Genomic DNA, 21957 nt, shown 5'->3' with positions numbered 1-21957 from the left:
TTCTTAGAAATGAGGGTTCTGTACCAAATGGCCATCCGACTTATCAATCTCCGACTGAGGGATCGGTAAGTATTTCTTTGTATCATCCCAACCTTTGATAAAATCTTTTGCTTGGTTCGTACGTACTAAATCCCAATAACGAATACCTTCCATCGCAAACTCATAACGGCGTTCCTTATAGATATTATCCAATGAAACCACCGGAACCTTATAATCATCCCCCATCGCACGTTTAACGACTCTCGCATAATAATCCTGTGCCTCGCCTACGCTACCTCCACTTCTCAACAAAGCTTCCGATGCCATCAATAATACGTCGGAGAAACGAATTACACGGTAATTGTTCTTATAATTCAGCGCTTCCGTGCCAACCGTAGAAGAATACCCCGCACGAGGATGATATTTGCGTACGCTATATCCTGTATATTGATTCACATCCGAGCTAACCGTCCCGCCTTCCGCTCTAAACTCCTCATGATCTATGATTGTTGTCCACTTTCTAGGATCATTTGGTAAAAACGCATCATTCAATGCTTTTGTTACAGGCGCAAAACCCCAGCCTTCCACATATACATTATTAGGATCTTTCAAACCTCTGGCTCCTAGCATTATTATATCGGAGTTACCTTGATTAGCCTTGCCTGCCCAATCATTCGAGTTCCCGATTTCCGTATAATTGACTTCAAAAACAGATTCTTTGCACCATTCATACTCATCATCAAAAAGAACTTTATAATCCGGGATCAAATCATATTGATAGGCAGGATCGGTAATTAGTTCTTTCAATTGGCTGGCGATCTCCTTCATTTTAGTATCATCATTCTGATATAAAACGATACGTGCTTTCATCGCGATAGCGGCACCATTCGTAGCTCGTCCTTTCTCATTAGCCGGGACTACCTTGGGTAACTTCCCAATAACGTTATTATCTAAATCCTCTATTAACTTCGCATAGACCTCATCCGGTTGCAATTGAGGGACAGTTGTTATATCATCCAATCCCAAATTCGTCTCGTAATACGGTATGTATCCAAAGAAACGCCACAACTGGAAATAATAAAATACACGTAAGAAATGAGCCTCAGCTACATAACGATCACGAAGCTCCGCCGACATCGTCCCCTCCGGAAGAAGAGGGCATTTCTCTATCACGATATTCGCACGGTTTACACCCTCATACGAACGCCCCCATAAACCCTCGGGTAAGTTTGTCGGTGTCACCCAATTGGTAAAATCATTCACTCGTTGCAACTGCGGTTGATCCGATACCGTCGATCCACCGGTCTCCGCATCATCCGACATGATATTACTAACCAGTTCATAAGAGCTATACGCATTATAAGCGTTCCATTTCAACGGGTCATAGGCAGCGACCAATGCCTCGGTCAAATCCTCCTGTGTCTTGTAATAATCCGTTTCGATAACCTTATTCGTCGGAGACAACTCCAAAAAATCATTGCAGCTACTTAGTCCGAATACAACGGCTAGCAGATAAATATATTTATTCATAACACTAATTTTAATGATTAAAATGTCAAATTCAATCCAAATGTATAAACCCGGGCTTGAGGATATACACCCTTATCTATACCCATTGTTGAACCAATTTCCGGGTCCATCCCTTTATATCCCGTAATAGTCAACAAATTATCGAACGACGCATAAAATCTCAAGCGTTGTATATAAGCTTTCCGGGTCAACTGGGCCGGTAGCGTATAACCTACCTGTAAATTACGTAAGCGCAAGAAAGAAGCATCGTGAACCAACAAAGTAGACGGACGGAAGTTCTTAGGCGTATCACCTAACACAATCCTTGGCATCGAATTGGAGGTACCCGGTCCAGTCCATCGCTCCAAAGCATCCGACGTATAATTGACTGCCGCCAACTCATAACGGCGTAACGCATCGAAAACATCCGCCCCGAAAGAACCTTGGAAAAAGGCACTTAAATCAAAGCCATTCCAATCAGCCGCAACAGTAAGTCCAACTATCCAATCCGGATTAGGTTTGCCTATCATCGTACGGTCCTCGTTATCATCGCTGATCACACCGTCTCCATTCAAATCCTCAAATTTCGTATCACCGGGTACCGCATTCGGTTGTATAGGCTTACCGGTAGCAGGACTGATATAGTTATCGATCTCCTCTTGTGTCTGGAAAACCCCAATCGCCTTATATCCGAAGAAATAACCGATCGGATAACCATTTTGGTTCCTTGATACCGTACCTAAAGTCGGTAAACTCTCCTTATCGATATATCCTGTTTGATTTCCCAGATTCTTGATCTCATTCTTCACATAAGAAGCATTCGCCAAGAAAGACAGATTCACTTTATCTACACTTAATTTATAACCGACTTCAAGCTCGATACCTTGGTTGGTCAATGTCCCGACATTCGACAAAGGCGAGCCACTTCCCACATATAGGGGTATCGGACGCTCCATCAACATGTCTTTTGTATCTTTCTTGAACCAATCAAAACTGAAAGAAAGGGAGTTATTAAAGAAGCGGGAATCAAATCCAAAGTCCAATTGCTCCGAGGTTTCCCAACGCAAATCAGGATTGGCCAAAGAAGTAGGTTTTGTTCCGCTATGGATGACACCGTTCGAGCCTGCCCCGAAACTATAGTTATTTCCTCCGGTCATTGTCGTAGTATATCCAAACGATCCGATTTTCTCATTTCCGTTCTGTCCCCAGCTTCCGCGCACTTTCAAGAAGTCGAACCATCCCGGTTTATTTTCCATGAAAGGCTCGTTAGTCAACGTCCAGCCCGCAGAGACGGACGGGAAATAGGCATATTGATTATTCCGGCCGAAGTTAGAGGAACCGTCCCGACGAAGGGTTAACTCAAGCATATACCTTTCGTCATAATTATAGTTCAATCGTCCGAAAACGGAGGCCATCCGATGCTCCGTCGCCCCACCTTCCGAATGCTGATCGCCGGGAGAGGCACTATTGGTAAAATCGATCCATGCTTTATGATCATCTTCCGCTCGTAAATTCAATGCTGTTCCCTTTACCTTTTTACTATCATACCGTTCCATAGAGGTTCCCAGTAAAACGGCGAAATTATGTTTATCGATCGAACGTTTATAACTCAACGTATTCTCCCAAAGAAGCTTCATGCCACGATTCATCGTTTGCTCCACCCTCGATTTCTCAGTCTTGACCATATAACACAAATAGCTAACTGGGAACCAATTCCTTTCGCCCCAAAAAGCCATATCCGTGGAGAGAGAGGTCTTAAACGTAAGATTCTCGAATACTTCCAATTCACCCCAAACAGAACCTACAAATTTATCCCAGTCCTTGTTATTGTTTAAGGTCTGCATCATAGCGACCGGATTCACGATCTCTTGATTCTCGATCACGTTATAGATGCGGCCTTCATCATCCTTGACATAGCCGGGATAATTTTTCTCGTAATAAGCGAGATCTTCCGCCGAAGGATTCTCCAGATAGACCGATTCGTTCGGTGGAGTCATCACCGCACTTGCTAACGGGCCGGAGAAGTTGTCATTCTCCGAAATACCTTTGGATATGATCCGTGTATATCCTAGGTTCGTACCGACCTTGAAACTACGGAAAAATTTATTCGCCTTATTCTCAAACACATTATAGGTATTGTTGAAACGTAAGCTATATCGTTTATAATCCGACTTATCTTTTCCTCCAACAATTCCTTCTTGATCTAAATAACCAAAAGAGAGGAAATAGCTTCCCTTATCACCACCCCCACTGATGCTCGCTTGATGATTCATGATCGGGGCATTCTCGTTATAAATCTCATTCTGCCAGTTCGTCCCTACACCTGCTTTCGAAGGATCATCGTAAATAGGGTCCATCCCGGCATTCACGTAAGCCTCATTCATTATTGTCTCATATTCGGTGGCATTCAAGACCGACATTTTTCGCCAAGGATTTTGCCAACCGATAGAGAAATCATAATTGACAACCGCTTTTCCTTTTTTCCCGCTCTTTGTCGTAACCAGAATAACACCATTAGCCGCACGCGAACCGTAGATAGCGGCAGAAGCGGCATCTTTTAAGACCTCGATAGATTGTATATCCTGCGGATTCAGATAATCGACACCTCCTTCAAGTGGCATTCCGTCCACAATATACAAAGGGTTACTATCATTGATAGTTCCTGTACCACGGATACGGACTCTCGACTCGGCTCCCGGTTGTCCGGAATTCTGCATAATGCTTACTCCCGAGACTTTTCCTCGTAACACATCCTCTACCCGGGTCGGCGTCAGCTTCTCCAAATCATCGGAGGTGACACGACTGATGGCCGCTGTCATCACGCTCTTCTTCTGAACGCCATAACCAACCACTACCACCTCATCCAAGGCTTGCGTGTCCTCTTTCAAGACAATCTGTAAATCAGTCTGCGTACCGACCTTAACCGTATGGGAGAGATAGCCTATAAACGAGATTTCTAATACATCGCCATTTTTCACATCTAGCGTAAATACGCCATTCATGTCAGAGATCGTACCGGTAGTAGTTCCTTTTACCGAAATACTCGCACCGATAACCGGAGTTCCATTTGTATCCAAGATCGTTCCTCGCAATTTTCTTGTCGCTTGAGAAACTTCCACCGGATTTACATTAGGATGGGAAGGGCCGCTTGCCTCCAGATTGCCATTTAAGGAAGCGAGCAATAATGACCCGACACATATCCAACGCCATCGCTGATCCTTACTTTTCTTTTTCATAAATTATTCGAATTTAAAGGTTTAAACAATATTCCTAACATTACTTTTTGGTTAGTCGGACTCTGAGTATTTTCAAAAAAGGGGTAGCATTCCCCTCGACAGCACTCACGAGGAGTGCCGCCGTAGGAAATTGGATATAAAAGCTAACCTAACTAATTTAATGTATACTCGAAGTAATCTTTGAAAGAGGTTACCGCATCGCCTACTTTTAGATAACGGCGACTAAGTACTGGTTTCGCCCCCCCCTTCTCATGATACTCGGCTATCAAAAGATAACCTCCTGCTTTTGAGGGCAATTTCAGAAGGCAAGGCTGAAGCCGCTTGCCAAAAGGTTCAATCACAATAGACTCTTCTTGTGTCGAAATAATAGTTCCTTTCTCGTCTAGTAGTTTCATGAGAACTTTTCCAGACGACTCCTTATTCAAGTCGTTCACCCCTACCAAGTTGAATACTAAATCACTACCCGGTTTCAAAGGCTCGAGATGTTTGGTATAACGACGATCCGCTAAATCGATAAAGACTGCCGAGGGGGCGAAACAATGCTTGAACCAGCGGAAAGCCGGTGAAGGTTCCAAATCCTTGATATCATTGATGAACCAATCTCCCGTGAAACCATAATTATTTGTCAAATGACAAAAAGCCAAGATTCCGCCTACCGAACGTTCCGAACGCAGCCATTCCGTCTCAAGTTCCAACCAATATGCCTGCAATTCACGACATTGTTCCGGAGTGGCATTCTCGCCAAGATAGTAATTGTAATTGTTAAGTGTCAATTTCGAGGGCCGTCCATCACGCCATAACCAAATCCATCCGTACTCATTCACCAACTGAGGAACGCCCGCATCTAGTATAGAAGAGAAACCTACCCAATTCTCATGCAATGCACCTAAGTTATAGGGATTGTTTTTGAAGTAGTCGTTCAGTTCGCTGGAATGCATCAACGTAAGCGCACGATAAGGGTGTGGCTCATCCATCTCATCGTTCGTCCCCATCTGATCTGATGTCATGTAACCGGCATCCCAGATCCGGGTCGGGTCTAATTCCTTTAGTTCGGGAATCAGCGTATTTCCTATATAACTGTCCCAGTTCTCATTGATCGCATCCCAGATCACGATACTGGGATGATTCCCATCGCTCCATACCCAATTCGTATACTCCTTACGTACCTGTTCATCCCATCCATGATTTTGCCAATATAGCCACTCATTCTGTAATACGATACCATACTCGTCGCAAAGGTCATACCAGAAGTCAGGTACAATTCCTACACATATTCGCATAGCGTTCCAATCGATTGACTTTGGCAGGTCTACCATCAGCTTCTTCACCCATTCCCGGTCCCAAGCCAACGCTTGACAATCCGGGTCCTCAAAGAAACGTTGAAGCGTGATATTGGAGCCTCGTAAGTAGAATTTATCCCCATTAAGCGTAAAGAATTTACCTTTTCTCGAAAAATCACGCATACCGAAGTTCACGGAATAACGATCTACAAGCTCATTTTGGTCATACACCGAGACCTCACCTTCGTACAAGAAAGGGGAATCAGGAGTCCAAGCCTTCGGATTATCCAAAGAGATACTCGTTTCGAAATAAGTCCTATTATCCCGCTTAGCCTCACCTTCAATCATTTTCTTTCCTACTATCCTCCCTGTAGTCTTCTCCTTGACACAGAACTCAATCTTACAAGAATCCTTCATTTTATCCCCATACAACATTTGGGGTGGATACAAACTTCTCACCAAGGTCTTAACTGTCACCAATCCTTTAGCCAGAGAAGGCAGGAATAAAACTTTATCGACCCGCATCTTACCAGTAGCCGTAATGAACACGTCATCCCAGATTCCGGGTAGGTAATGGACTTTCTCCTTATCCGTTCCGCCGGCGGCCTCGCTAGGCAACCACGCCCGGTCGCCCACCTGAATCAATATCTCATTGTCCGAGCCATATTTTACGGCACTCGTAATATTAAAATCCATTGGAGTATAGCATTCCATAGAAGCCCCCACTTCATGCCCATTCACGAAGACTCGTGTAACATATTGGCTTTTCTTTATCGTAAGGAATAATTGCTCATCCTTAAATTTCTCATCGATAAATACTTTCCGCTTATACCAATTATACATCGGCGTATAATCTCTCTCTAAGAAATTAAACTGTTCCACCAGCTCCACGCCGTCAGGTTTCTTAAAGAATTTCTCGTATTGAGAGATTTTAGGCCTCGCTAAATGCACCAATCCCGGAACCGGTATCTTACGGGTATATTTCCGTGGAGGAAAAGCCAGTTCCGTTTGATCGAAATCCCATTCCCCATTTAATGAGATCGTTGTCCTCCCATCATCGGCCCAAGCGAATACAGATAGGAAACAACACATAATTAAAATTATTCTTTTCATGACATCCGATTTATTTAACTCTTTCACGAAGGCAAGTTACAATTATTAAAGACATAAACTTTATAGAAATTTACCTCCTGCTTTTAGAATCTTATCAAAATATAAGAATGATCGTAATACATACCATCCCAAGATTAAAGCCGTTTCAACAATTTGGTCGCTACCTCATTATTCTTCATGAGAGACGCATCAATCGGAGAAGAACGGATGATGGAAGTCAAGCGTTTATGCCATTCCACATCCCGCCACATCCCAACAAACTGAGGTCCGCAAAAATTACTGGTCGCTACACCGACCCACATACCCGTACGGGCAGCCGTAATAGCTCCTAACTCGCAAAGATCCTTTATCCAATCCCATTTCAATAAAGGCCAATCCTTATAATCCACCAATCCCCAACATTCTGTCGTAACGAGAGGACGGCGATTCTTCCGGGCCACGGAAGCCATAAGCTCGATCTTATCAGTCAACAATTTCTGCCAATATTCAGGTCTTTCCCGATAAACCCGTTCCGCGTTTTTCACCACATTCTTATAATCATCCGGTGAAAAACGATTGTAGCCATATCCCACCAGCTTATAAAATTCTCCACCATTCTGTTGGGCCATCCAAATATGATGCTCATACAAATCAAGAAAAGAGCAATCCACCTCTTCATATTTCTTGACATCCCCATGATCAAAAGAATATAAGAATGGCATATCCGGATATGCTTGTCGCATCTTCTCCAACGAGGTTTTCATCCATCGTAAGGATTCCTCCTTATACCAATTCCCCCAACCGACATTCGGATATGTCTTAGCGAAAAAAGGAGCCCACGAATCACCGGGCCACTCATTGCAAAGATCCACATAAAGGATCGTATCCAATAACCCATCCTCCTCGATCGAACGAAGGGTTGTCAACCAGCAATCCGCCAATTTCTCCGGTGTATCTAATTTCAGGCAAACCTCATCCACATCGAGACGATACCAAGAAGAAAGCCCGACCTTAATATCCCGCTCCTTACATTTCGACAAGAACAAGTTCAAATTCGGTTGAACTTGTACCTCATTCATATCCGGACTTCCCCAATCTTGCTGATTCCAGACTTCTTTAAGTAACCATTTCTTCATTGGATTCTCCGCTATTAAATGAGGATAAGCATCAATACGTATCGCATTATACCCCCGTTCCGAGAGCTCGTCCAATACTTGGTCCCAGTCCTCATAACCGGCTCCGGGCCAACGCCTCTCCAACCAAGAAAAATCCCACATGGTGATTGCCCGAGGCGAGATTTCTCCTTTCCCGGCAAAAGCCATTTCTCTTTTAGTTGATGCCTTTGATAAATCAAAAGCCACTAAGCCGCCTAATGCCGCAACTGCTGTTTGTCTAATAAATACTCTTCTATCCATATTATATTATTTTATCTTTCGGGTGTCCTCCTTTTCTCCAAAAAGCCTCGATCTTCTCCAATGAAACTCCTTTCGTTTCCGGTACATAGAAATATCCCCAAATAATCGCCACAATTCCAATAAACGCATAAAATAAGAACGCTCCCGCCGGATTCCCTTGGCTTTCGCCATTGATCGTTAAATCGGTTCCCGGTATTGAGAATACCTTCAGTATCTTGAAAAAGGTAAACGATACGATCGCATTGAAAAACCAAACGGACAATGAACCGAGAGAAGCCCCCAGCCCTCTTAACTTTTGTGGAAACACTTCCGACACAATCAACCAACCTAGAGGCCCGATGCTGATAGCGAAAAATCCCACATATAAGAAAATAAGGACAATGGAAAGCCATTTCCCGGAATCCCCTAATTGAGCGGCGAATATAAAAGAGGTAGCGAGTAGCGACAAGGAAATCACGATACCGCTCAACCCCAGAAAATAAAGTTTACGCCTTCCCAGCCGATCTACGAAGTAGACAGACAGTAACGTGAACAATAAATTGACAACTCCCACCCCTACAGAAGCCCCAATCGCAGAGACCGCACCATCGAAACCGGCCATCAAGAATATTTTAGGACTATAATAGATCACCGTATTGATACCTACGAACTGTTGGAAGAACATGATACCAATAGCGATAACCAACGCATTCCTCAACCAAGGCTGAGCCAAATCCTTAAAACGCCCTTGTCGCTCATCATTTTTCCGCATCTCATTCCGCATCTGCTCAAATGAGACATTTACTTGATCCGGATGCTCGATCATCTTTAAGACCGATAAACTCTCCTCCTCCCTGCCAACGGACATCAACCACCTTGGAGATGGTGGAACCAGCAACATACCCACGAACAAAATAATAGCGGGAATCACCCCCACATAAAACATCGGCCTCCAACATGAAACAGACGTCTCATCCGCAAAATACAAATCCGAAAGATAAGATACCAGAAGCCCGATCGTAATCATCAATTGGAACATGGCGACAAACATCCCCCGTGACTTCGCCGGGGAAACTTCTGCGATATAAAGAGGCACCGCAAAAGAAGATATCCCGATAGCCACTCCCAAGAATAAACGGGCGGCAATCAAGTGGTAAATGTCCGGAGCCCAACCCGATCCTAACGCACCGAAAGCGAAAATAACAGCCGAAGTCAAAATGACTTTCCTACGTCCTATGCGATCCGTCAATTTACCACAACACAGCGCTCCCAGAATAGCTCCCAGCAAACCGGAGGAAGTAACTACCTCCACCATACTATCGTCTATGCCAAAATCTTTCTGGAAAAAAGGAATCGCCCCGGAAATCACGCCGGTATCAAAGCCAAACAATAGTCCTCCCATAGCGGCGACAATCGCTATTACATAAATCATCCAATATCTATAGCTCGTGTTTCTCATGTTTTTCTTGTGTATTTAATCCATCTATAAACTCAAGGCTCGAAATCACGCCATACCTCCGCCTTCAACGCCGGATTAGGCACATATAAGAAAATCTCCGGATTTTCCTCGAATTGTCTGTAAATAGATACCCCTTTCCGAATATCTAAAGAAATATAATCCGAAGGAGATTTACAAATCAAATGAGAGGAATCGTACATCGAATTTGCGATCCATTCCAATTCATCGCTTCCATTAAATACAGGAAACCAAGCGATTCCCCTGTGTTTACGAACCCCCTCATACACAAAACCATAATCTCTATCGCACCACGCCCCGAAAGTCAAAGGTAATCTCGGATTTGCGCTAATCGTCGCATGTACCCAATAGGGAGGAACGATCACTACATCCCCCGGAAAGGCATGTACCGCATAACATCGACCGGGCTGATCCTCCGCATACTCCTGCATATAAATAATCGCCTCTCCCGACCAAATCTCATAGATTTCCGGCGTAGACCAACCGCTATAAGGAGATATCTTATGAATATGCCCTTGACTTCTGACTGGCTCCTGCCCCAATTTACCAGCGCTATATGTCACTACCCCGAATAACAAATGTAACTTATTCAGCAACACACGATGTTCTTCTTTGCCGACATCCATAGCGATCGAGTAAACCTGCTCCGGTCCCTTGCATTGAGGATCACGCAAACTAGCCCGTATATCTTCCAGCCGGCGAATCTCGACCTCCGGACCAAATACACCCGCCCCATAGGTAAACCCCATAGGCGATTGAACCGGTGTTATATCAATTCCTTTATCAAATACAAATCCGTTCATTTTGCTGTTGTTTTACCATGAAATACTCCAAGCCGAATAAAGCGGCGTCATCGCCCAATATTGCCGGGACAACCGGGACTTTCCCGGAAGGACACCAAGCTAATTCATCCACTCGCTTACTGATATAAGGAATGATTACCTCTTGGCTTTTTAAAATCCCCCCTCCCAGAATCACCACTTCCGGATCATAAGCATGTATATAGGTTATTATCGCCGATGCCCAGATATCCATGCATTCGTTTCTAATCAATAAAGCGTCTGTATTCCCCTCCTGCGCCAACCTGAAAATGCGCTTGAAATCATAGATATCCGCATCTCGCTTAAATGATTCCGATAAAAGGGCATGCTCCCGGATAATGGTCGGCAAGAAAAAAGAGGAAGACAGAGCTTCTACACAGCCTTTATTCCCGCATGAACATCGACGGCCCTTATAATCCAACACAAAATGTCCTCCCAAAGAACCCGCTTGAAAATGCTGTCCATACAGAAGCCGTCCATCGATCACGACTCCCGTACCGATACCGGTTCCGATTGTCATCATGACTACATTGTTCTTTCCCCGGGCCGCACCCTGCCACCATTCTCCGGCTACGGCCAAACGAGCGTCATTATCCATGCAGAAAGGAACTTCCCAATTCTCCCATGCCCATTTATCCAGACTGATCGAACAGGCATCATCATACTTCTCATTCGTAGAGATTACCCGGTTATGAATTGGATCTACCAACCCGGGAAAAGCCAGGCCGATACAACGAAGCGCCGCCACATCAATACGCCAAGCGGCCAACAACCGATCGATCGCCTCCTTTATCTTAGGTAAGTTCAGAGCTAATCCCAGAGCCAGACGGGAAGGTAATCTCACACAGTCTACGATCTCACCATCAGACAATAGTCCGATCTTTACGACCGTCCCCCCTAAATCTATCGCTATCGTATACATAAGCTATCGCAATTTAGGGGTACCGTTCACTTCTACCAATCGGGCCGAGAAGCCCTTATTCGCTATCTCTTCATAATTATGCCCGGCATCCGAAGGCCAGCATGCGGCAAATGACAAGACGCTATTTCCAGTATTAGCTACCCGGTGCGCTACACCGCCCGGTATATAATGCAGGCTACCCGGCATCATCCTTTCCGCCCACGTATTCCGTTCCCGATCCATCAAGATCAACATACCTTCGCCTTCCAATCCCCAATAATACTCCGAACGATCCTCTTGTTGATGAAAATGGCCTTTCGTCATGAAATACTCATCTCCCACCTTTCCCGGATATAATTGAGTAATACCAAAATAAAGCCCTCCCGGAGTGCCTTCCCGCTCCGGTAAATAACTATATACCTCGTATGCTAATTGATCTAATGGTAATTGGGAATAAGCATCTTGATTCTCAAAAATTCCGGCAAGCTCACCTAAAGTTCTCCGGCTCTTTACCACACCTTCCCCCTTTAACTCATTTTGAAAAAATGACAAGGATGGGATTACAATCTTTTTATGTTCCATGATATTCTATTTTACGATACAACTTATATCGCAAAAATAGATCGAATACCTTGGGCTTTATTTTAGTATTTTTCCAAACAACTATGAAATCCTGTCCTTATTCTCCATCCAGGCGCTCCTTATATTTTTTCTGGTACTCGGATGGAAGCATATTCGTGGTTTTCTTAAATTGGCCGATGAAGTTGGATAGATTATTGAATCCGGCCTCGGAACTAATCGTGGATATCTTCAGGTTTCCCTCTATCAATAGTTTTTTCGCGTGTCCTATGCGCATGTCATTCAGGTACTCCACGAAAGTCTTCTTGGTCCGTTTCTTGAAATAACGACAAAAAGCGGTCGGAGTCAAGCCTACCAAAGCGGCGACTTCCTCCAGCTTCACTGGAGACGTGAAGTTCTTCACCAGATATTTATAGACCTTATTGAAACGCTCGAAATCGTCCGAGTTGACCGTTTCCGTAAACCCCGTACTGGCTAATATCTCATATTCTTCGGAAGTCGCCATTAATTCCAGTAAAGCAATCAATTTGATCACCCTACTCGCTCCCGTCTCATTGGCGGATTGGCTGATCAGCTCGGCAATCTTCTTCCGGGACTTACCCACAAACTTAATTCCTCTACGGGAACGCTCTATCAATTCCCGGATATTATTCATCTCCGGAAGACGGATTAAATTAGGTTCAAAAATCTGACGCTTGAAGAACAAGCAAATACAAGTAGCCCGCAAGCCGGAGCTCTTATCGAAATAAACAGGGTCGTTTCTCCACTCATGTGGCAGTTGAGGGCCGATCATACAAACATCGCCCTCGAAATATCCTTCCACATGATCCCCGACAAAGCGAGTACCCGTACCACTTGTGATATACATTATCTCAATAGCCGGATGGTAGTGCCAAGGCACTATAAAATGCGGTAGATCCTCCACATAGAAATGAATGTGACTATCTATCGGGAATGGCAGTTCTTGAAATAATGGTTTCATAGGCTTTATACTAAAGGTTTCAACCTCTCGATCAGTTCATCCCCAAGCGCCCGTTTATTCACGATATGTTCCTGCACGGCGGTAACAAACGGATTATTCACGAAATCTCCTCGAACACCCTCGAAATCCTGTTGTTTTTCCTTGTTGGAACCATCCACACCGAAACCGATCATAGAAGTCAAGGAGAATTCCTTACGGGCATCCTCATAAAGCATCTCATCCAAGCGGATCACACATTCTTGCCAACGACGAACCAGATCAATAATCTCTGCGGCGGAAATCGAACGGAGATCCACCCCATAATAACGTTCGATCATCTCGTAGGCCCATGTCCATTCCAAGGAATAATAACGTCCGTGAACCAAACGGAAAAAGCATTCCACATCCTCTAAGGAAGCGATTTCCCCCTGTTCGATATCTTGCAACAAGGCATCTAGCGGTTCCCTCGGGAGGATCAAGCCCGCCAAGTCCAGCCATTCTCCGGAGCCTTTGGATTCCGTAGGACGCAATTGCTCCCAGACCTCTTCCATAGAACAATAGGTCGTACCTTCCAAACGCTTGATTAACGAGTTACCAAAGAACTTATTAATTGCCATCCCATAAAAGTTCAACGCATTCCGGAGGGAGGAACCTTTTATACGAGTATTCTGATAATAATAAATCTCGGAAGTCTCTCCAACCAATGCTTGTAGGTTTTTCAAGATATCTACTGCTTTCAGCATCTTCTGGATCGTATAGGGACTCAATAGATTATAGTTAATCATATCCAAGCGATCCGGGTCCGTACGTTTATCACGCTTCGGCCATTTCTGGGCATCACGGATCGTACCTACGCTGCGAAGATTAATTCCCGGGACTAAGTAAGTCTCATCATCCTTCTCTATTAAATAGGAGAATGGAATATCGGAAGTATCGCTATGATGATGATGGCGGCCCATTACCAAAGAGAAAGCGCCGATACGGGCCGGCCAAAGGATATACGAGTCGCTGGTAGTCTTGGAACCACGTTCCACGATCCCTTGATGAATCGGTCCCAGCTTATACATATGATTACTCTGGTTGGAGCCACTTCCCGCGTTCAAGAACGAATACATTCCCGCTATCAACAAACTACTCTTATGCATAGACACCGTAAACGGACCGGCGAAAATAGCGCAAGCCTCCCCATTCTCGAAAGCGCAGTTGCTGAACAACAAGGAATCATGGGCCGAGAAGTTATGCGTCACTTGGCAAGCCTGTCCGATAAAGCAACGGATAATCTTAGCGGCATCCGCGATCTTGGCTCCCGAAGAGACAATGAAATCTTGCGCGATCACACTATCCCCGATAAATACCGGGGCCTCTCTCTTACTATTTACGGAACCATTTTCCAGACGTGCGCTATTCTCTATGGTCGCGTAATCACCAATCTTCACGTTACGGATCGTACCGGTATTGACAATCTTGACCTTATCGCCAACCGTTCCCTCCGTAGAGGCAATACCCTCCGTATAAGCGGTAATCATATCCCGCAAGCGTTCGATCAAGGCCGGACGATGACGGTACAATGCTATAATATAAGCCAATGAAGCCGACAGGCCATCGTAAATCGGAACCTCACGCCCGCCGGTCTCATTCAAGACCGACACCTCGACATTATTCCCGAACGTAGCCTTGCCTTCCACCAACATAACATTTATATTCTGGATAAAGCAGTCATCACCGATCCGGTAATTAGCGATATAATTCTGTACGTTCTCAATCAACACGTTATCCCCCAACGTGCAATTATGTAGGGTAACATGACGAAGCCCGCTATGCTTCACCAATCCTCCCGGCAGGGTAAACACCTTACGAAAGGCTCCTAACCTAACCACTCCTGAAAAACGTACGTGGTTCACATATTCAATATCAAACACTTCTGGAACCCAAACTTGATTCCAATCATCGGCCCGGCAAGCCTGAGATCGCAAGGTGGCGATCTCATCCGGCCGCAAATTTCTCAAATGATTCATTGGTACTAATTTTGTAAGACTCTACTCTTCATCATATTGCTGAAAGAGGAAGTCATTGTAGGGGAAACGGGTGATATGGATTTGTTTGACCCGTTCATACAACATCTCTTTCAACGCCTCTATATTCGTACGTTCCTTGGCGGAGATAAAGATGCAATTATCTTGCAATTTTCCCATCCACGTACGTTTCAGTTCATCCAGATCGATATTCTCACGACCACGAGGGGTCAAATCATCTTCCTCTTTCGGGACAAAGGTAAATGCGTCCACCTTATTGAAAACCATGATCATCGGTTTCTCGGTCTTATCGATCTCCGCCAACGTACGGTTCACGACCTCTATTTGCTCCTCAAAAGTCGGGTGTGAGATATCCACGATATGTACCAGCAAATCCGCCTCCCGTACCTCATCCAAGGTAGATTTAAAAGATTCCACCAGCTCGGTCGGTAACTTGCGGATAAATCCGACCGTATCAGACAGCAAGAACGGCAAGTTCTCGATAATGACCTTGCGTACGGTCGTATCCAACGTAGCGAACAACTTATTCTCGGCAAAGACCTCACTCTTGCTCAATAAGTTCATCAAGGTAGATTTACCTACGTTCGTATATCCGACTAACGCTACACGTACCATCTTACCCCGGTTTTTCCGTTGTACGCTTTTTTGCTTGTCAATATCCACCAGCTCTTTCTTCAATCGTGCGATCTTATCCAAGATAATACGTTTATCAGTCTCCAACTGTGTCTCACCCGGACCACGCATACCTACGCCGCCTCGCTGACGCTCCAAGTGTGTCCACAGACGAGTCAAGCGGGGTAACATATATTTATATTGTGCAAGCTCCACCTGTGTCTTCGCATGGGCGGTCTGTGCACGGCTAGCGAAGATATCCAAGATCAAGCTCGTACGATCCAAGATTTTCACCTGCAATTCTTTCTCAATATTACGGAGTTGCTTCGGACTCAGCTCATCATCAAAGATCACCAAGCCGATCTCATTCTCTACCACATACTCCTTAATTTCCTGCAATTTACCGGTCCCGACAAAAGTGACGGAATTCGGGTAATCCATTTTCTGGGTAAAACGCTTTACCGCATCCACCCCTGCCGTATCGGCCAAGAAAGCCAATTCGTCCAGATATTCCTTAACCTTTTGCTCATTTTGCTCGGGGGTAACCAAACCCACCAAAACGGCCTTTTCGGTCTGTGCCTCAGATATGATAAATTCTTTCATGCCACAAAGATATATTATTTCAATTATTTACGTATATTTGCGAACATATTTACAAATATAAATCAACTTAGCTATGAAAAAGAGAATTTGGCATCTATCCAGATGCGTTGTCGTTTGTACGGCATTCCTATTCGTACAACAATTTATCCAGTCACAAGTTTCAAATCCATCTACATGGGAAAGTTTTGTGCAAAGTAACGCAAATATATCTATCCGGGATACGTTTCGGATGCAGACATTTGAGGGACTTCCGACTGATAATTGGGATTATGCCATTACAGGTGAAGCCCTTATTGAAGATATCTCCGGCGTGAAAGATATTCCTAACAGCCACGGAAACTACGGGTTACGAATGCCAATGAATACGCAAGCGGCTTTCGAGCATTTCACGTTAACAGATCATCAAGATATAAAAATCAGTATACGGAAAGGGGGCATCCATTTAATGCTCGGAGAAAAGATGCAAGTTAAGACTTACCGCCCTAACAAACCAGAATATGTGTCGATCATAACTTTAAATAAAGACGATGCTACTGCTTCATTCGAAAAGACGGATATAGGCAGCAATCCCCCGGGATTGGATATTATCGTCCCCACACCGGCCGCCAATACCAAAAACGGCTATTATTATGTAGACAGCGTTTACGCACACGGCATGATTCCTACCTATTCCCTATTTACCGGAAACAGCGATTGGAACCATGAGGATCGCTGGAGCCACCTACCCGCCTACCGTCACCGCAACGCCTTGATTAACGGCAATATCTCCATAAATACAAATATCAGCTGTAAAGATATCTTTATTGGCAATGGAAATATCCATATTTTACCAACCGGAAATCTATCCGCAAATAACCTTACCATCTATCCTAATGATGGTATCTTGGCGTCTTCCTCCACCTTGCGATCGTCTGGAACTATTAACATCTCCGGCAAAATAACAATCGAGAAGACCTTCGCTCAAAAAGGCAAATGGTATTTTATCTCCTTCCCCTTCGATGTATTCGCATCCGGCATAGACCCGGATTTCCAACTGGGTGATGACAAAAGCGATACAAACGGTAATTACTTTTACGTACAAACCTATAACGGAGAAAAGCGAGCTAATTCACAAAGCCCTTCCAACAACTGGGAAGTCATACCACGAACAATAATCAATACATCCCAGCCCATCTTCAAGAAGAACAAGGGATACCTGATCGCTATTGACGCTTCCGCCGATCGTCAGAACCTTCGTTTCTCCTCGAAAGCAAAAGATATCCCTATAGATTTCGGAAAAAACGGTCAAGCCTCTATTCCGGTAAGCATTAACAACCAAAGCCAGAACCAGAATCACAACGGCTGGTATCTATGCGGTAATCCTCTGCCGGCTCCTTTATCTCTTAGTCAAATAGAATCAAACTCGGCCTTAGACGGATACATTTATATATATGACGGCTCCACCTACCAACCCTACGTGATCGGTAGCGATTTCGCCATCCCTCCATTCTCCGCTTTCTTTGTCAAAGCGCATAAAAGTACCAGCCTATCTGTATATAATACATCCGAACCAGCCAATTATAAATTATTATCAACGAACGCACCCATATCTTTCCCGACATCGGAACCTCAAGCCCAACAAGATTCCCCTGTTTCCAATCAAGTATTTTCATTTCCGGAATTAAGCTATCAGCTAGAGAACAAGACTTTATTCATTACTAATCTTCCATCCCCCGGTAAAGTCGAACTGTTTACTCCGGCAGGCATATTAGTATTCACGCAAGCGGTACAGGCAGGGAACCCTATCCTCCCGATTCCCCTCCCACAAGGTTTATATATCTTAATTATTCAAACAGAACATTATCGGGCACAGTACAAATGCGTTTTAACCTCCTAAAGCCCGAAACAATCTTATATCTTTGCCCTGTTTTTAGAATAAAACGAATATGAAGAAGATCAATATCACAACAATTGCCTTACTTGTTTACTTAATCGTAATGAGTATCATCGGCTGGCCGGGAAACAATCCCGGAAACAATTATACCGAATATTTCTTGATGATCGGCGCTACGCTCGTCATCATCATCCTTCTACGCTATCTGCAAGTCAAACGTCTGAGAATGCGAGATAAGTGGAATAAAGACGACGATCCTGCCAAGCAATAAAAACACAGCCTGTTTTTCTTCACAGAAGAACAGGCTGAATGAACTTTATTTTATTACACTAGTATTAATATTACTGCTTTTTCGCCTTCACAGGCTACTTGAATGTCTCGTAAAGAGCACACGCACAGTATAAATTATTCGATTATAAATAAGTACAATCTTAACAGGGAATCCAATCTACTTGTTTTGGTTACTTCCTTAAAATGAGTTACTTTCAGAAATCTTACGTTTTATTCACTAGTACTAAAACCGCATCCAAACATTCATTTTCAGGTCTGATGATAAGGGAGGCTTGTTGTATAGGTTCATGTACGCTTTTGTACCCGATCGTATGATCCGGAAAAAACACGTACGTGTTTCCCGAAAAACATGTACGACTTTTTTCAGAAACACGTACGTGTTTTTCGGGAAACATAATCATCTTTTTTAAGATGCTATTATTCAATAGTTTGTACAACTACGTCATTCGCATACTTATTGTATGGAATTTAAGTTACTATTTTGATGGGATGAGACGCAGCACGCTACGTCTCTACAACTAGAGGCATTATAATTTATCTTTCAGGAACCTTCCGGTATAGGATGCCTCGCAAGCCGCTATCTCCTCCGGTGTGCCGGCACAAACCAGCTGTCCGCCGGCCTTTCCGCCTTCCGGTCCTAAATCAATCACATAATCCGCGCATTTGATCACATCCATATTATGCTCGATAATTACCACGGAGTGGCCTTTCTCGATCAAGGCATTGAAAGCTTTCAATAAAGTCTTGATATCATGAAAATGTAAACCGGTCGTAGGCTCGTCGAAAACGAACAAGGTAGGTTGCTGCTTCTCTTGGCCTAAGTAATAAGCCAGTTTCACACGTTGGTTCTCACCACCGGATAAAGTGGAGGAAGTCTGTCCCAGCTTGATATAGCCCAAACCTACGTCTTGCAGCGGTTTCAAGCGTTTCACGATCTTCTTTTCTTGGGAGCCGGAACCTTTCTCGAAGAACTCGATCGCTTGATTCACGGTCATTTCCAACACATCGTATATGTTAGCGCCTTGATACTCTACATCCAATACATCCTGCTTGAAGCGTTTGCCGTGGCAAGCCTCGCATTCCAAGGTGATATCCGCCATAAACTGCATCTCTACCGTGATTTTGCCCTCGCCCTTACATTCCTCGCAGCGACCTCCTTCTTTATTAAAGGAAAAATAAGCGGCGTTATATCCCATCTGCTTCGCTAGAGGCTGCTCGCCGAATAGTTTACGGATCTCATCGTAAGCGCCGATATACGTCACAGGGTTCGAGCGAGAACTCTTTCCGATCGAGTTCTGGTCTACAAACTCGATCGCCTGAATCATATTCAAATCTCCACTGATACCGGAGCAATCTACGGTCAGGCGGGCGGCATCATCCAAATGGCGTTTCACGCCCTCGTAGAAAATATCACGAACCAAGGAACTTTTACCCGAACCGCTCACGCCGGTAACCACCGTCATCACGTTCAAAGGAAACTTCACGTCCACGCCCTTTAAGTTATTCTTCCGGGCCCCTGTCACTTCTATATAATTATTCCACGGACGGCGGTAAGGCGGGATCTCGATCTGATCCTCTCCCGTCAAATAACGTACCGTGTGGCTATCGGTACATTTCCGGAGGTTATTCACATCGCCTTGATAAACGACCTCGCCCCCCAAACGCCCTGCTTTCGGACCGATATCGATGATATAATCCGCCGCACGGATAATCTCCTCATCATGCTCCACCACGACCACGGTATTCCCCAAGGCTTGCAACTGTCGCAATACCTTGATCAACAAATCCGTATCCCGGGAATGCAGACCGATACTCGGCTCATCCAAAATATACAACGAACCCACCAAGCTACTACCCAACGAGGTAGCCAGATTGATACGTTGGCTCTCTCCTCCGGATAAAGAGGCCGAGAGGCGATCTAAAGCCAGATAACCCAACCCCACATCCAACAGGAATTGCAAGCGATTATTGATTTCCGTGAGCAAACGTTTAGCGATCGCCGCATCCGTCTCGTCTAGTTCCAGTTGATCAAAGAAAGCCTTTGCCTCCGAAACCGGCATCGTTACCAGCTCGGCGATATTCTTACCACCCACTTGCACATACAGCGCTTCCGGCCTCAAGCGACTCCCCTTACAAACCGGGCAAGTCGTCTTTCCCCGATAGCGGGCTTGCATCACCCTGTATTGTATCTTATAAAGATTCTCTTCCACGAACTTAAAAAAATCGTCGATGCCGTGTAAACCTCTCGCCCCATGCCACAACAAATCTTTCTCTTTCTGTGTCAAGTCGTAATACGGGCGGTGGATCGGGAAGTTATATTTCTCGCTCTTCACGATAAAGTCTTTCAGCCATTCCCCCATCACCTCACCTTTCCAGCAAACCACGGCTCCTTGGTAGACAGACAAACTTTTATCGGGCACCACCAGATTCTCATCGATGCCCAGCACCTTACCGAACCCCTCACAAGTCGGACAAGCGCCCAACGGATTATTAAAGCTAAACATCATATCGGTAGGCTCCTCGAATATCATGCCATCCGCCTCAAACTTCTTCGAGAATTCCTTCACGACTACCCCTTCCTCCGTATAAATACGGATCAAACAGGTACCATGGCCCTCAAAGAAAGCGGTCTCGGCCGAATCCGCCAAACGGCTTTTCAAGGTCTTATCGTCCGATACCGTCAGGCGGTCCACCAACAACTCGATCGGGTAAGACAGTAACTCCTCGCTGGCCAGTACCTCCGAGATACGATATACCGTATCATTCACCGACAGACGGGCATATCCTTCTTTCCGCAAGATCTCCAGCTGTTCCTTCATATCCCGGCCTTCCGGCAAGACAACCGGGGCGAATACGGCAAAACGAGTCCCCTCGGGGTATCGCATGACCTCCTTGACAATATCGCTCACCTGATGTTTTTTCACCTCGGTGCCGGAAACCGGCGATATCGTCTTCCCGACGCGAGCATATAACAAGCGTAAATACTCATAAATCTCGGTAGATGTACCGACCGTGGAACGCGGATTACGGGTATTCACCTTCTGCTCGATAGCGATAGCCGGCGGTATTCCCTTAATATAGTCGCATTCCGGCTTACTCATCCTCCCCAAGAACTGGCGGGCGTAAGCGGATAAACTCTCTACATACCGACGCTGTCCCTCCGCATAAAGGGTATCGAACGCCAACGATGATTTTCCACTCCCCGACAGCCCGGTTATCACCACCAGCTTGTCCCTCGGAATCTCTACATCTATATTTTTCAAGTTGTTGACACGTGCCCCCTTGATGAAAATCGAATTGCTCTCAGACATATTAC

14 protein-coding genes are annotated in these 21957 nt (G+C 44.9%); 2 read left to right on the top strand and 12 right to left on the bottom strand.

All coding sequences use genetic code 11. The features are described from left to right. Positions 1–3: 3 nt before the first annotated feature. The 11 genes from DWY79_RS08485 to hflX all read right to left on the bottom strand — a co-directional run bounded on the left by DWY79_RS08485 (position 4) and on the right by hflX (position 16477). Positions 4–1509, bottom strand: coding sequence for a RagB/SusD family nutrient uptake outer membrane protein (locus DWY79_RS08485; RefSeq protein WP_122369199.1), 1506 nt, complete (start codon positions 1507–1509; stop codon positions 4–6). Between the two features lie 17 nt (positions 1510–1526). Beyond that, the gene (locus tag DWY79_RS08480; protein ID WP_122369198.1) at positions 1527–4724 is read right to left on the bottom strand and encodes a TonB-dependent receptor; all 3198 of its coding nucleotides are present in this window, start codon (positions 4722–4724) and stop codon (positions 1527–1529) included. 152 nt (positions 4725–4876) lie between these two features. Beyond that, positions 4877–7117, bottom strand: a complete 2241-nt coding sequence (locus DWY79_RS08475) for a glycoside hydrolase family 2 protein (protein WP_122369197.1) — start codon at positions 7115–7117, stop codon at positions 4877–4879. 134 nt (positions 7118–7251) lie between these two features. After that, positions 7252–8511, bottom strand: a complete 1260-nt coding sequence (locus tag DWY79_RS08470) for a cellulase-like family protein (protein ID WP_122369196.1) — start codon at positions 8509–8511, stop codon at positions 7252–7254. 1 nt (position 8512) lies between these two features. Continuing rightward, positions 8513–9949, bottom strand: a complete 1437-nt coding sequence (locus tag DWY79_RS08465; protein WP_122369195.1) for a sugar porter family MFS transporter — start codon at positions 9947–9949, stop codon at positions 8513–8515. A gap of 32 nt (positions 9950–9981) precedes the next feature. Then, complete coding sequence (locus tag DWY79_RS08460) at positions 9982–10770, bottom strand: glucose-6-phosphate isomerase family protein (protein ID WP_122369194.1); 789 nt, start codon at positions 10768–10770, stop codon at positions 9982–9984. Further along, the gene (locus tag DWY79_RS08455; protein WP_008779090.1) at positions 10751–11710 is read right to left on the bottom strand and encodes an ROK family protein; all 960 of its coding nucleotides are present in this window, start codon (positions 11708–11710) and stop codon (positions 10751–10753) included. The genes DWY79_RS08460 and DWY79_RS08455 overlap by 20 nt, the downstream gene beginning before the upstream one ends. A gap of 3 nt (positions 11711–11713) precedes the next feature. Next, a complete protein-coding gene (locus DWY79_RS08450) occupies positions 11714–12271 on the bottom strand; it encodes a glucose-6-phosphate isomerase (protein WP_011967258.1) in 558 nt (185 codons plus the stop codon). Between the two features lie 97 nt (positions 12272–12368). Next, positions 12369–13250 carry an AraC family transcriptional regulator gene (locus DWY79_RS08445; RefSeq protein ID WP_005863332.1) on the bottom strand — a complete coding sequence of 294 codons (882 nt, stop codon included), beginning with the start codon at positions 13248–13250 and terminating at the stop codon, positions 12369–12371. A 5-nt stretch (positions 13251–13255) separates the two neighbouring features. Then, positions 13256–15244 (bottom strand): DUF4954 family protein, encoded by a 1989-nt coding sequence (locus DWY79_RS08440; RefSeq protein ID WP_008779088.1) that lies wholly within the window; start codon positions 15242–15244, stop codon positions 13256–13258. 21 nt (positions 15245–15265) lie between these two features. Beyond that, entirely contained in the window at positions 15266–16477 is a 1212-nt protein-coding gene (hflX, locus tag DWY79_RS08435; RefSeq protein WP_005859898.1) for a GTPase HflX, read from the bottom strand. A gap of 73 nt (positions 16478–16550) precedes the next feature. Here hflX and DWY79_RS08430 point away from each other — a divergent pair, with 73 nt between their 5' ends. Together DWY79_RS08430 and DWY79_RS08425 are read left to right on the top strand one after the other, a co-directional pair. Then, positions 16551–18353: a T9SS type A sorting domain-containing protein gene (locus tag DWY79_RS08430; protein WP_122369193.1), complete on the top strand. Its 1803-nt coding sequence runs from the start codon at positions 16551–16553 to the stop codon at positions 18351–18353. A 49-nt stretch (positions 18354–18402) separates the two neighbouring features. Next, on the top strand, positions 18403–18621 hold the full coding sequence (locus DWY79_RS08425; protein WP_005863339.1) for a hypothetical protein: 219 nt from the start codon (positions 18403–18405) through the stop codon (positions 18619–18621). 547 nt (positions 18622–19168) lie between these two features. On the opposite strand, the gene uvrA is transcribed toward DWY79_RS08425, so the two are convergent. Then, a complete protein-coding gene (gene uvrA, locus DWY79_RS08415; RefSeq protein WP_121962432.1) occupies positions 19169–21952 on the bottom strand; it encodes an excinuclease ABC subunit UvrA in 2784 nt (927 codons plus the stop codon). Positions 21953–21957: the final 5 nt, after the last annotated feature.

Source organism: Parabacteroides sp. AF27-14 (assembly GCF_003635425.1).
Taxonomy (GTDB): Bacteria; Bacteroidota; Bacteroidia; order Bacteroidales; family Tannerellaceae; genus Parabacteroides; species Parabacteroides distasonis.
This window is presented reverse-complemented; position numbering and strand designations above follow the sequence as displayed.